This window comes from Phocaeicola massiliensis B84634 = Timone 84634 = DSM 17679 = JCM 13223 (assembly GCF_000382445.1).
Classification (GTDB): domain Bacteria; phylum Bacteroidota; class Bacteroidia; order Bacteroidales; family Bacteroidaceae; genus Phocaeicola; species Phocaeicola massiliensis.
The window spans coordinates 1-12,958 of the sequence record NZ_KB905474.1 but is presented as its reverse complement, the minus strand read 5'-3'; the positions used below and the strand labels follow the sequence as shown (position 1 = coordinate 12,958).

Annotated in this window: 11 protein-coding genes; 3 read left to right on the top strand and 8 right to left on the bottom strand. The window is 42.1% G+C overall.

All coding sequences use genetic code 11. The features are described from left to right. Positions 1-3: 3 nt before the first annotated feature. From HMPREF1534_RS03510 to HMPREF1534_RS03535, 6 genes are all read right to left on the bottom strand, one after another. Positions 4-1,851 (bottom strand): 4-hydroxy-3-methylbut-2-en-1-yl diphosphate synthase, encoded by a 1,848-nt coding sequence (locus tag HMPREF1534_RS03510; protein WP_005943679.1) that lies wholly within the window; start codon positions 1,849-1,851, stop codon positions 4-6. Between the two features lie 143 nt (positions 1,852-1,994). Continuing rightward, positions 1,995-2,504 (bottom strand): 5-(carboxyamino)imidazole ribonucleotide mutase, encoded by a 510-nt coding sequence (purE, locus tag HMPREF1534_RS03515; protein WP_005943677.1) that lies wholly within the window; start codon positions 2,502-2,504, stop codon positions 1,995-1,997. Between the two features lie 19 nt (positions 2,505-2,523). After that, the gene (gene gcvH, locus HMPREF1534_RS03520; RefSeq protein WP_005943674.1) at positions 2,524-2,904 is read right to left on the bottom strand and encodes a glycine cleavage system protein GcvH; all 381 of its coding nucleotides are present in this window, start codon (positions 2,902-2,904) and stop codon (positions 2,524-2,526) included. Between the two features lie 40 nt (positions 2,905-2,944). Further along, positions 2,945-3,601: a phosphatase PAP2 family protein gene (locus HMPREF1534_RS03525; RefSeq protein ID WP_005943671.1), complete on the bottom strand. Its 657-nt coding sequence runs from the start codon at positions 3,599-3,601 to the stop codon at positions 2,945-2,947. A 4-nt stretch (positions 3,602-3,605) separates the two neighbouring features. Next, complete coding sequence (gene rpoN, locus HMPREF1534_RS03530; RefSeq protein WP_005943668.1) at positions 3,606-5,081, bottom strand: RNA polymerase factor sigma-54; 1,476 nt, start codon at positions 5,079-5,081, stop codon at positions 3,606-3,608. A 95-nt stretch (positions 5,082-5,176) separates the two neighbouring features. Continuing rightward, on the bottom strand, positions 5,177-6,850 hold the full coding sequence (locus tag HMPREF1534_RS03535) for a nucleoside kinase (RefSeq protein ID WP_085929512.1): 1,674 nt from the start codon (positions 6,848-6,850) through the stop codon (positions 5,177-5,179). 82 nt (positions 6,851-6,932) lie between these two features. Here HMPREF1534_RS03535 and HMPREF1534_RS03540 point away from each other — a divergent pair, with 82 nt between their 5' ends. Together HMPREF1534_RS03540 and HMPREF1534_RS03545 are read left to right on the top strand one after the other, a co-directional pair. Then, complete coding sequence (locus tag HMPREF1534_RS03540) at positions 6,933-8,624, top strand: Na/Pi cotransporter family protein (protein ID WP_005943662.1); 1,692 nt, start codon at positions 6,933-6,935, stop codon at positions 8,622-8,624. Positions 8,625-8,709: 85 nt separating this feature from the next. Next, positions 8,710-10,398, top strand: coding sequence for a Na/Pi cotransporter family protein (locus HMPREF1534_RS03545; protein WP_005943660.1), 1,689 nt, complete (start codon positions 8,710-8,712; stop codon positions 10,396-10,398). Between the two features lie 90 nt (positions 10,399-10,488). Here the strand turns inward: HMPREF1534_RS03545 and HMPREF1534_RS03550 are convergent, their stop codons facing one another. Next, positions 10,489-11,349, bottom strand: coding sequence for an FKBP-type peptidyl-prolyl cis-trans isomerase N-terminal domain-containing protein (locus HMPREF1534_RS03550; protein ID WP_005943657.1), 861 nt, complete (start codon positions 11,347-11,349; stop codon positions 10,489-10,491). A 20-nt stretch (positions 11,350-11,369) separates the two neighbouring features. Beyond that, complete coding sequence (locus tag HMPREF1534_RS03555; RefSeq protein ID WP_005943654.1) at positions 11,370-11,954, bottom strand: FKBP-type peptidyl-prolyl cis-trans isomerase; 585 nt, start codon at positions 11,952-11,954, stop codon at positions 11,370-11,372. Between the two features lie 127 nt (positions 11,955-12,081). On the opposite strand from HMPREF1534_RS03555, the gene HMPREF1534_RS03560 reads away from it, so the two are divergent. Then, positions 12,082-12,780, top strand: coding sequence for an SIR2 family NAD-dependent protein deacylase (locus HMPREF1534_RS03560; protein ID WP_005943652.1), 699 nt, complete (start codon positions 12,082-12,084; stop codon positions 12,778-12,780). Positions 12,781-12,958 lie beyond the last annotated feature (178 nt).

Sequence of the window (12,958 nt, the reverse complement as noted above, 5' to 3'; positions counted from 1 at the left end):
ATTTTATATTTCAATATAATCGCCGTTCAGCTTAATCAGTTCAATCAGTTTCTCTACCGCCTGCTCTTCGGGGATATTTTTTTCGATGCATTCTTTTTTCTTATAAAGGCTGATTTTACCTCGTCCGGCTCCTACATAACCGTAATCGGCATCCGCCATTTCGCCCGGTCCGTTGACGATACAGCCCATGATGCCTATCTTTAAGCCTTTTAAATGAGAGGTGGCGGCTTTGATTCGGGCAATAGTCGATTCCAAGTCATATAAGGTGCGACCGCAACCGGGGCATGAGATGTATTCTGTCTTGCTGGTGCGGATACGTCCGGCTTGCAGGATACCGAAAGCGGTAGTATCTATTACGGTGTGTGGCAGTGAACCTTGATTATAAATGAAGATACCGTCACAGAAACCATCAAAAATCAATGCACCCATATCGGCGGCTGCCTTAATCTGTAAGTTCTCCGCTTCTTCTTCCTGATAGTATTGGAAGAATACAACAGGATTTTCCAGTCCTTCCGTCATCAGTTCATGCACCATGGCGCGGTATTCACCTAACCGGTTGGGGTGATTGCTTTGTGCAATGATAACCACTTCCGGGTGTAACTTGAGTGCGGCAATCACTTCTTCATTCATTGCCATATAAGGTAGGAACAGGAATTTTAACTCAGCCTGAGTATGATGTAGCTCTATCATTTGCTGATAGTTGAATGCAGGATACACATTCTTCTCTTCAGGGTTCCAGGCATCGGCATCTACCAGATAAGCTGTTTCCTTATTACGTAATTCAGGAACTGTTTGTCCACAATAAATGTAATCGGGCTTGAATTGTGGATTGACTTCGTTCTCTCCTTCCAAACGTTCGGCAATTACTACCGGAAGATTATCTCCGCCAATGTTGCGCACAGCTTTTGTTTTACGGCGTGAAGGGGAGAGATAATTGAATTCCGGCGATTCTTTTCCGGGAATGAAAGGGTGGTTTTCACGTGCCAGTATATAGTCGACCAGTTTACGAGCTACCGGAATTTCTGCTTCCGGGGCTTCGCTCAATGATACGCGGATGGTATCTCCCAAACCATCGGATAACAATGCACCGATGCCTAAAGCTGACTTGATACGTCCGTCTTCACCGTCGCCGGCTTCGGTTACACCCAGATGAAGTGGGAATGCCATGCCTTCTTTTTCCATTTCCGCTACCAGCAGACGAACAGTTTTTACCATGACAACCGTGTTGGAAGCCTTGATGGAAATTACGACATCGGTGAAATGTTCTTCTACGCAGATGCGGAGAAATTCCATGCACGATTCTACCATGCCTTCGGGGGTATCGCCATAACGTGACATGATGCGGTCTGACAGAGAACCGTGATTCACACCAATACGGATGGCGGTATGGTTCTCCTTACAAATATTCAGAAAAGGAACGAAGCGGGTACGTATCTTTTCTATTTCTTGCGCGTACTCTTCATCGGTGTATTCCAACTTCTTGAAAGTGCGTCCCGGGTCTACATAGTTGCCCGGATTGATACGTACCTTTTCTGCGTATTGTGCCGCTACATCGGCTACTTTGGGGTTAAAATGCACATCGGCTACCAAGGGGGTGTCATAGCCTTGTGAACGTAATCCGATATTTATATTTTTCAGGTTTTCGGCTTCGCGTACACCCTGTGTGGTGAGACGCACGTATTCACCGCCTGCATCGATAATCCGTTTGGCTTGTTCTATGCAAGCGTCGGTATCCATTGTTATGGTATTGGTCATACTTTGGATGCGGATGGGATTAGCACCGCCCATCGGAGTGGCTCCAATGTTTACTTCAGAGGCTTCCCGGCGTGAATAGTTGAATAAATCGGTCATGGTTAATTCCTTATCTTTAAAGAGGTTGTAAATGTTCGTTTTAAATTTTCGGGCAGAAAATATTCTTTCCTTCTAATCAGGATAGGATATTTTCTGCCCGTGTTTTTTATAGCGCAGCTTTTCAGCGATGCTTATGTAAAGAATCAATTCGTCTTATATTCGAACTTTACTTCTTTCAATTCTTCATTGGCTTTCACTATTTTCTTTTTCAAGCCGGTTTTGTAATCTGCAAATTTAGCTGCGAGCTCTGTATCACTCAAAGCCAACATCTGTACGGCCAGAATAGCGGCATTCATTGCACCGTTGATGGCAACTGTTGCAACCGGAATTCCGGGAGGCATCTGGATGATGGAATAGAGTGCGTCCACACCGTCGAGAACAGACCCTTTCACGGGGACACCAATGACTGGCAGTGTAGTGTTGGCGGCAATTACACCGGGCAATGCTGCGGCCATGCCTGCTGCAGCAATGATGACTTTAATGCCACGACCGGCAGCGTTCTTGGCAAACTCTTCCACTGCTTCGGGTGTACGGTGTGCCGATAGAGCGTTCATCTCGAAAGGTACGTGCATCTCGTCCAGTAGCTTGGCAGCCTTTTCCATGACAGGAAGGTCGGAGGTGCTGCCCATGATAATACTTACAATAGGTTCCATTGAATATTTCTTCTGTATTTTATTCGTTTACTAAAGCTTTGTAGGCTTCGGCATCCATCAAATCATTGATGTCATTTGCATCGTTAGGTTTGATTTTAACCAGCCAACCTTTGCCATAGGGATCTTGGTTGACCAGTTCGGGGTTGTCAGCCAATGCTTCGTTTTGTTCTAAAACTTCTCCTGCAACCGGAAGGAACAGGTCTGATATAGTCTTTACTACTTCGATAGTACCGAAAACTTCTCCTTTTTCCAAAGTCTCGCCTTCGGTAGTGATGTCTACGAAAACGATGTCGCCCAATTGTTCTTGTGCATAATCGCTAATGCCTACGTATGCGATATCACCTTCTACGCGTATCCATTCGTGTTCCTCGGTATACTTTACATTGTTTGGGAAATTCATAATGCTTTTAATTTATAAGGTTAATACTAAAATTTTTTTTTCAAATAAACAAAATTCCTATGACACCGCAAAACAATCCGACAATAAATCCTGCCAGAACTTCTAATAATGTGTGTTGCTTTACGATGATGCGTGCTGTCCCCAGCATTCCTGATAGCAAAATGAAAAAGCAAAGCCATGATACAGGATTGAAATTGAAGATCAGGCTGTATGACAACAGACCGCCTACCATCATGCCGCTACTGGCAACATGGGTGCTGATTTTCCATTTGAAGTTTATCACAATGCAGATGACCATGCAGATGAGTGTGGCTACAATGATGCCCGACATATAGCGTGGCAAATGAATCTTGTACATCGTAAGCAGGCAGGCTACATAGCTGACAATGGTTAGGGCGTATGGGACGAATCGTTTTTCACGATGACCCAGTTCATGGATACCCCAGCCGTTTATTTTCTGAAAAAGATAAATGGCAAGCATCGGCATCAAGATGGTAAAGCAATACACGATACCCAACACCACCAACTTATATTGGAGGGGCATGATGCGTAAATAGGTGAAAAAGAATAATAAGAAAAAGGCAAGAAATGGAACCATAAAAGGTGTGAATATGCCTGATATGATGCGTGAACCTATTTCTAACGGGTCACTTTTTCCAATCTCTTTTAAAGAACCGGTGGTTTCGTTTGCTTCCATATTTTTATCTTCTTAATCGTGCAACAGGAATATTTAACTGCTGGCGATATTTGGCCACGGTGCGGCGTGCAATGGGGTATCCCTTGACTTTCAGTATTTCGGCCAGTTCGTCGTCAGTATAGGGTTTTTCTTTGTCTTCGTTGTCTACACATTCCTTTAGTATGCGTTTTATTTCGCGAACGGATAATTCTTCACCATCTTCGGTGGTGTAGCCGTCACTGAAGAAGAACTTCAACGAATATATGCCGTAGTTTGTTTGCACATATTTGCTGTTGCTGACGCGTGAGATGGTAGAGATATCCAGTTTGGCGCGTTCTGCCACATCTTTTAATATCATCGGTTTCAATAGTGACTCGTCTCCTTCAAGGAAAAACGGACGCTGGATGTCGATGATAGTCTGCATGGTGGTGAGTAAAGTGTGTTGTCGTTGTTTTACGGCATTGATAAAACCTTGTGCGGCATCTACTTTCTGTTTTAAAAACATCAGAGCGTCTTTTGATTCTTTACTTTGATTCTCTTTGTTACGTGTATGTTCGTCCAGTAGTTCGGTAAACTCACGGCTGAGGCGCAGTTCGGGAACATTGCGGTTGTTCAGATTGAGGGTGATGGTACCGTCATCGAATGTTTCTACAATAAAATCGGGGATAATCTGCTGGAAATTACGCCCCATGGCTTCGCCCAATGAACTTCCCGGACGCGGGTTTAATTTGGTAAGTTCGGCCAATGCTTCGTTATATTGCTCTTCGGTGATGCCCAGTTTCTGAATTATTTTATCTTTGTTCTTACGGGTGAACTCATCGCAGCATTTTCCGATAATATCCAGTTCTATCTGTTTTAGTGGGGAATCTGCTTTACGGTTGATCTGAATGAGCAGACACTCTTGAAGGTTGCGTGCACCGATGCCGGCCGGGTCGAAATCCTGAATGATTTCGAGTATTTTGTTCAGTTCGTTCTCTGTGGTATAGATTCCACGATAAATGGCAAGCTCGTCCATGACGGATTCTATGCTTTTACGCAGGAGTCCGTCATCATCCAACGATCCGATCAGGTATTCGGCTATTTCGCGCTGTTCGTCAGTCAGGTCTTGCATGGCAAGCTGCTCTTTCAATATTTCGTAGAAGGAAACAGCATCCGAGAAAGGTATCTCTTCGGCTACTCCTTCGCGGCTGCGGTTGTGTTCCTGCAATTTATAGTCGGGGATGTCATCCTCGGTACGATAATCTCCCAGTGAAATGTCATCGTTGGGTTCCGAGTTATCGTTATTATCTTCATTTCCTTCAAAGTCAGTACTCTCTTCCCCGTTTTCGGGCGTTTCTCTTCCTTCCTCCAAGGCCGGATTGTCCAGTATCTCAGAATGAATACGTTCTTCCAGCTCCACGGTAGGCAATTCCAACAACTTCACAACAAGGATTTGTTGTGGTGACAGTGTCTGTACTTGTTGTTGGGCTTGTGTTTGTACTTGACGTGAGCCTTGTGCCATAATCTCTTTACTATTTTTGGGGGCAAAAGTAGCGATTTGTATCGTAATAATCTTCCTTTTTGCCGGGATAATTTTAGGGGTTCATCCTAATATTATTAATAATTGAAGCTGCTTCCGCCCAGAAATTCTCTTAATAAGGAGGTTGGAGGCAATTCTTTATCTTGCACAGATACGAAATATTCGAGGAACTTACGGAGGCGGTAGGCTTCCGAGTATTCCGGTCGGTTATTGGGCACTTTCCGCAGAATAGGTTCCAGATAATCTTTTAAAACAGCAAGCTCGAACAATAATGCAGAGTTGAACATGGCATCTGCATTTTCCTGATAAGGGAAAATCCATTTGTCTTCTCCGGCACGTACGCTGGGCCAACGGCTGATGGTGTCTTCTGCCGAATATCCACGATATTTGTAGTCACGGACAATGCGGCGCAACAGCCGGTTGTCGGTAGTAGGGATATAGTTATGGTTGTCCAATAAGATGGTTGTCAGGGCCGATACATATATTTTATATTTATTTTCAGCCGGGATATGCGGAGTCAGTTCAGGGTTCAGTGCGTGGATACCTTCCAAAATCAGTATCATATTATCATCTATCTTCAGATAGTCTCCTTTGAACTCACGTTGACCGGTGGAGAAATTAAAACGGGGCAGTTCGACTTGCTCTCCACGAAGCAAAGCCTCCAGTTGTTGATTAAAAAACTTCAAGTCCAAGGCATAGAGGGATTCATAGTCATAGTTGCCGCTCTCATCTTTAGGGGTATCTTCTCTATTTACGAAATAGTCATCCAACGAAATAGGATAAGGTCTCAGGCCATTGGCCATAAGCTGGATGCTGAGTCGTTTGCTGAATGTCGTTTTTCCTGATGAGGAGGGACCGGATATCAGAATCAGTTTGACTCCCCGGCCGTTTTTCCCACGATTATAGATTTCATCGGCGATGTTTGAAATCTTTTTTTCCTGCAAGGCTTCGGATACGTTGATTAAGTCGGTAGCATGACCATTGTTGCAGACTACATTGAAGTCGCCCACAGTGCCTATGCCTAAAATCTGATTCCAGCGACGGTGTTCCTTAAATACATCCAACATCTTTTCTTGTTTTACAACTTCCTCCAGTTTGTCGGGGTTTTGTCGGTTGGGAACACGAAGTAACAGTCCGTCATAGTATTTCACTATATCGAACAAGCGGATGTATCCGGTGCTGGGCAGCAGGCTGCCATAATAATAGTCTATAGTGTCTCCTAACGTATAATAAAAGGAGTAAAGATTGCCCGAAGTTTCCAGCAGTTTTACTTTATCCATCATTCCTTTTTTGCGGAACAACTCTACCACTTCGGTGGTTTGACATTCAAATCGATGGAAGGGAATATCTTCTTCAATGATTTCCTGCATACGTTTCTTGATGCGCTGTACATCGTCCAACCCTATTTCTCTGCCGATGTGTAAATCACAATAGTATCCTTTGGAGACGGGATGCTCCAGCACGATGCTTCCGTCGGGATAAAGATCTTCGACAGCTTTGCACAGCACAAAGCATAACGAGCGGACATAAGTACGCATGCCCGAGGAACTTAATATATTCAGGAATTCTACATCTTTATTATTATAGGCTCTGTAGTTGAGTCCTTCTACCTTATTATTAACCTTGGCACTGACAGGTCCGTAGGGGATATCTAAATTAAAACCATTATAAATATCCAAAAGTGAGCTTCCAATTGGGAAACTTTTAATAATATTGTTATTTTTGCAACATATTTGTAACATAATCGTAATGTTTATTACTAACGTAGTGAAATCGGCTGTTAATTTACCGAATAAAAGGGAGATAAGCCAATTCCTACCAAATTAATTGATGATGGAATATTCTTTTTATGATTTCTTAAAGCTGCTGGGTTCACTGGCGCTATTCCTTTACGGAATGAAAATCATGAGTGAGGGCCTGCAAAAGTTTGCAGGTGACAGGCTTCGTAAAATTCTCACGGCGATGACCACCAACCGGGTAACCGGAGTTCTAACAGGCGTGCTGATTACAGCATTAATCCAATCTTCTTCTGCCACTACCGTCATGGTAGTCAGCTTTGTGAATGCAGGGCTGCTGACATTATCCCAATCCATTGGAGTAATTATGGGAGCCAATATCGGTACTACCGTAACTGCATGGATTATATCAGCGTTGGGCTTTAAGGTAGATATCGCTGCAATGGCTCTCCCACTTTTAGCTGTTGGTGTGCCATTGTTATTTTCTGGAAAGAGTAACCGTAAATCCATAGGGGAGTTTATTTTCGGTTTCTCTTTTTTGTTTATGGGTCTTTCTTTACTCAAAACAAATGCACCGGACTTGAGTAAAAACCCGGAGATGTTGTCTTTTGTGCAGAATTATACAGACATGGGCTTTGGCTCTGTGATGCTGTTTGTATTGATAGGTACAATATTGACGATGATTGTGCAGGCATCGGCTGCAACAATGGCTATTACCCTGATTATGTGTGCCAATGGTTGGATTAGTTTTGAACTTGGTGCTGCTTTGGTATTAGGTGAGAATATTGGTACTACCATTACAGCTAATCTGGCTGCATTGACTGCAAATACGCAGGCCAGGAGGGCTGCCTTAGCTCACTTGGTATTTAATGTTTTCGGTGTTATCTGGGTGTTATGCCTGTTTAAGCCGTTCACAATGGGGGTGTCATGGTTTGTAGAAGATATAATGAAGACGCCGGATCCTGCTGTGGCTGTTTCTTTTAAATTATCGGCTTTTCATACGACATTTAATATATGCAATGTGTTGATTCTTATTTGGTTTGTGAAGTTGATAGAGAAAACCGTTTGCAAGATTATCCCTCAAAGAGAGCAGGATGAGGAATATCGTTTGCGTTTTATTACAGGCGGTATGCTTTCTACGGCAGAGCTTTCTATATTACAGGCGCGAAAAGAAATCAATCTGTTTGCCGAACGCACTCACCGTATGTTTGGTATGGTGCGCGATTTGTTGCATACAACGAATGAGAATGATTTCAATAAGCTGTTCAGCCGTGTAGAGAAGTATGAGAATATCAGTGATAGTATGGAGGTGGAGATAGCCAATTATCTGAATCAGGTTTCGGAAGGACGTTTGAGTTCTGAAAGTAAGCTTCAGATTCGTTCGATGCTTCGTGAGGTGACAGAAATAGAAAGTATAGGTGACAGTTGCTATAACTTGGCCCGTACCATCAACCGCAAGCATCGCAGTGAAATGGATTTTACACAGAAACAGTATGATCATATCGAACAGATGTTTAAGCTGACAGATGATGCATTGAGCCAAATGATTGCGTTGGTAGAAGATGAACATCATACTATTGATGTGAATAAGTCTTTCAATATCGAACACGAAATCAATAACTATCGCAATCAGTTAAAGAACCAGAATGTGCTGGATGTGAACAATAAGGAATATGATTATCAGATGGGAGTACACTATATGGATATTATTACCGAATGTGAAAAGTTGGGTGATTATGTAGTTAATGTAGTGGAAGCCGGCAGTAATGTGAAAGAAAAGAAAGCATAAGCCCGGATTCACACTCGTGATAGAATAGGTTGGATATAAAGTACACGGCAGACAAAATCGAGAGTTATATACTAAAAGTGAGATAATGTCTATATTTATTTTTCTGAAACTGATAGGGTCGCTGGCGCTTCTTATGTATGGCATGAAGACCATGAGTGAAGCTCTGCAGAAACTGACAGGTGGGCAACTTCGCCATTTTCTTGGAGCAATGACGACCAATCGGTTTACAGGACTGCTGACCGGGGCGTTTGTAACGGCTTCCGTACAGTCTTCTACTGCTACTACGGTGATGACCGTTAGTTTTGTTAATGCCGGATTACTGACATTGGCTCAAGCTATTTCTGTCATTATGGGAGCTAATATCGGTACAACGGTGACTGCATGGATTATGTCAGTGTTCGGTTTTCAGATAGACATGAATAACCTCATTTTCCCTCTTTTTGCTTTAGCCGTTCCTCTTATTTTTTCTAATAAAAGCCAGAAAAAGTCTTTTGGAGAATTTATATTTGGCTTTGCATTTATGTTCTTGGGATTGACGACATTGCGTGAAAATGCTATGCACATGGATTTGGAACATAATGCGGCAATCCTTGGTTTCATTACTTCTTGCAAAGAGTGGGGATTTTTGTCTATCCTGTTGTTCCTTTTGATTGGCAGTATCATAACTATGTGTGCCCAATCATCGGCGGCAGTAATGGCTATTACTTTGATTCTTTGTTCGAGTGGTGTGCTTGACTTGTATTTGGGTATAGCCTTGGTAATGGGTGAGAATATCGGTACGACCGTAACCTCGAATATTGCTGCATTGACAGCAAATGCTCAGGCGAGGCGTGCAGCATTGGCACACTTTATCTTTAACACGTTTGGTGTGATATGGATATTGTGTATCTTCCATCCGTTTGTCAATATGGTAAGTGATATGGTTGAACATCTTTTTCCCGGGGGGAATCCTGAGGTGGCTATTACTTATAAGCTTTCTGCCTTTCATACAGCATTCAATATTTGTAATGTGCTGATTCTTATTTGGTTTATTAAACCGATAGAGAAGATAGTGTGTTGGGTAATCAAACCTAAAGAAGATGAAGAAGAATTCCGACTGCGCTTTATTACCGGTGGACTGTTGTCGACGGCCGAACTTTCTATTGTTCAGGCTCGTAAAGAGATCAATTTATTTGCTGAACGTACCCGCCGTATGTTTGGTATGGTACGTGACTTGCTTCATACATCGAATGAAAATGATTTCAATAAGCTTTTCAGCCGCATTGAAAAGTATGAGAATATTAGTGATAATATGGAATTGGAGATTGCCAATTATTTGAATCAGGTGTCTGAAGGTCGCTTGAGTTCTGAAAGCAAATTGAAGATTCGTGCCATGTTGCGTGAGGTGACGGAGATAGAAAGTATTGGCGACAGTTGCTATAACCTTGCGCGTACCATTAACCATAAATATCGGGGTAATGAAGACTTTACCGAGAAACAGTATAGCCATATTCATCAGATGTTCCAACTGACTGATGATGCTTTGAATCAAATGGTGTCTTTGGTGGAGGATGAGGGGCATCAAGTGGATGTGAATAAATCTTTTAATCTTGAGAATGAGATAAACAACTATCGTAGCCAGCTGAAGAATCAGAATGTGCTGGATGTGAACAATAAGGAGTATGATTATCAGATGGGTGTGCACTATATGGATCTTATCGGTGAATGTGAAAAGCTGGGTGACTATATAGTTAATGTAGTTGAGGCACGGACAGATATGAAAGAGAAGAAATAGTGCTGTTCTTTTTATATCTCATTGTAGTGATATAAAAAGCGTGAGTATCTGTACGAACCCACGCTTTTTTATAGAATTATTTTTGGTTGATTACTTTTCGATATCAATCAATTCAACTTCGAAAATCAAAGCAGAGAAAGGTTTGATTTGGCCGGTACCATGTAAACCGTAAGCCAGTTCTTGCGGAATATAAAGTTCCCATTTTGAACCGACCGGCATCATAGTCAAGGCTTCTGTCCATCCTTTGATCACTTGGTTAGCACGAGTAGTGTAGGGTTCCTTGCGGTCGTATGAACTATCGAACTGAGTTCCGTCAATCAAAGTACCTTTATAGTTTACTTTTACAGTTGAAGAATCGGTAGGGATGGCACCTTTACCTTCTTTGATAACTTTGTATTGAAGACCGCTGGGAGTAGTTTTTACACCTTCTTTTTTTGCATTTTCAGCCAAGAATTTTTCTCCTGCGGCTTTGTTGTCTGCATATTTGGCTTCCGTAGCTTTTGCCTGAATAGCTTCTGCTTTAGTCTGAACAAACATGTTGGCTTCTTCTACAGGCATAACGTTCTGCTTTTTCAGAGTTGCGACAAAACCTGCCAGGAAATTTGCTTTATCCAAGCTTTGAGTAGAATCGTTGCCAAATAAGCGTTGGCTCATCATGTCAAACATACGTCCGCCTACTTGCTGTCCGACTTGCAGACCTACCATATATGCAACGTCTTTGGGACTTGTTTTGTTGGCTCCGTCTGTAACACCTTTAAGGAATTCTGCCATGTAAGTACTGTCAACGCCTTGTTGTTGAAGATACATATCCAATCCCTGTGTATTAGCAACACCCATCATATAAGAAAGTGAGTCTACATCATTCTTCATGTTTGCTTTTGGTGCCTGAGCTGTACAAGATGCTAAGCTGGCAGCGGCAGCGATAGCTACAAAAAAACTAATTTTTTTCATTTGCCTTAAATACTTTAATATTATAATACTTCAATTAATTCTACATCGAAAATCAATGTGCTGTGAGGAGGAATCATTTCGCCGGCTTGCTGTGCGCCATAGGCCAATTCCGAGGGAATGAATAATCTCCATTTAGAGCCTTCCGTCATTAGTTGCAAGGCTTCTACCCATCCTTTAATCACTTGATTAACACCGAATACAGCCGGTTCACCGCGTTTGATAGAACTATCGAACAATGTTCCGTCAATCAATGTACCTTCGTAATGACATTTCACACGGTCGGTAGCCCCCGGCTTTTTACCATTACCTTCTTTGATGATTTCATATTGCAAGCCGCTGGGGAGTGTTACTACTTCAGGTCTTTTAGCATTTTCTTCCAGGAAAGATTTGCCCTTTTCAATATTTGCTGCATTCATTTTAGCTTCCAGTTCTTCGAAATATTTGTTCACGATTTCGCGCGCTTCATTATGACTGATAGCTGTCTCTTTTCCATCTAATACGTCTTTAATTGCCTGAGCAAAGTCATTCACATTGATACCTTGAGCACCCATGCTCAGCAAATTTTGGCCGATTCCCAGGCCGATAGCGTAACTAAATTTATCCATAACTGTTTATTTTATAAGATGTTTTTCTACAAAACGCACAAAGGTAGGTCTTTTATTTGAATGATTATGATTTTAACAATTTAATTTTTCTTATTTTTGTGTGTCTAGTTTAAAGAGGAGGCTAAAAATGAAGAATTTAGTGATTCTGACCGGTGCCGGAATGAGTGCCGAGAGTGGTATTAGTACCTTTCGTGATGCGGGAGGACTATGGGATCAATATCCTGTGGAGCAGGTGGCTACTCCCGAAGGGTATGTTGCGAATCCTCAGTTGGTGATTCAGTTTTACAATGAGCGTCGTAAACAGTTGTTGCAGGTTAAGCCGAACCGGGGACATGAACTAGTAGCTGAACTGGAGAAGTATTTTAATGTAACTGTTATTACTCAAAATGTTGATAATCTACATGAACGGGCCGGTAGCAGTCATGTGATTCATTTACATGGCGAGTTAACGAAAGTTACTTCTACTTTGCAACCCAATAATCCTAACTATATAAAAGAATTGAAGCCGGAAGAATTTGAGGTAAAGATAGGAGACCTTGCTGCTGACGGCTCGCAATTTCGTCCTTTTATAGTGTGGTTCGGGGAGTCTGTACCCATGATTGAAAAGGCGATTGAGTATGTCGAAACGGCTGATGTTTTCTTGATTATAGGGACTTCTTTAAATGTATATCCAGCAGCCGGATTGTTAAATTATGTGCCCCGTGATGTCCCTGTCTATTTAATAGATCCCAAAGAAGTGCCTATAGCTTCGGACCGAAAAGTGTATGCCATACGCAAAGGCGCTTCGGACGGTATGGAGGAATTGAAAAAAATATTGGTGAGATAGCTTGTACATGAACAAATTCATAGTATATTTGTTATGTTAAGTTACGAAAAGAGTGTAATTTATTGGAAATGAGCGTAGGTTAATTGCTCATGATAGTAATAGGTTACGATTTAGTTAGTTATCTACTGCATCATCCTTCTGCGCATTGCGTAACCTTCAAAGAACTCTTCGTATGCAA

Bases quoted from the DNA above. Each gene is read 5' to 3' on its own strand.
- HMPREF1534_RS03510 (WP_005943679.1), bottom strand. From the start codon at position 1,851: ATGACCGATTTATTCAACTATTCACGCCGGGAAGCCTCTGAAGTAAAC.
- purE (WP_005943677.1), bottom strand. From the start codon at position 2,504: ATGGAACCTATTGTAAGTATTATCATGGGCAGCACCTCCGACCTTCCT.
- gcvH (WP_005943674.1), bottom strand. From the start codon at position 2,904: ATGAATTTCCCAAACAATGTAAAGTATACCGAGGAACACGAATGGATA.
- HMPREF1534_RS03525 (WP_005943671.1), bottom strand. From the start codon at position 3,601: ATGGAAGCAAACGAAACCACCGGTTCTTTAAAAGAGATTGGAAAAAGT.
- rpoN (WP_005943668.1), bottom strand. From the start codon at position 5,081: ATGGCACAAGGCTCACGTCAAGTACAAACACAAGCCCAACAACAAGTA.
- HMPREF1534_RS03540 (WP_005943662.1), top strand. From the start codon at position 6,933: ATGGAATATTCTTTTTATGATTTCTTAAAGCTGCTGGGTTCACTGGCG.
- HMPREF1534_RS03545 (WP_005943660.1), top strand. From the start codon at position 8,710: ATGTCTATATTTATTTTTCTGAAACTGATAGGGTCGCTGGCGCTTCTT.
- HMPREF1534_RS03550 (WP_005943657.1), bottom strand. From the start codon at position 11,349: ATGAAAAAAATTAGTTTTTTTGTAGCTATCGCTGCCGCTGCCAGCTTA.
- HMPREF1534_RS03555 (WP_005943654.1), bottom strand. From the start codon at position 11,954: ATGGATAAATTTAGTTACGCTATCGGCCTGGGAATCGGCCAAAATTTG.
- HMPREF1534_RS03560 (WP_005943652.1), top strand. From the start codon at position 12,082: ATGAAGAATTTAGTGATTCTGACCGGTGCCGGAATGAGTGCCGAGAGT.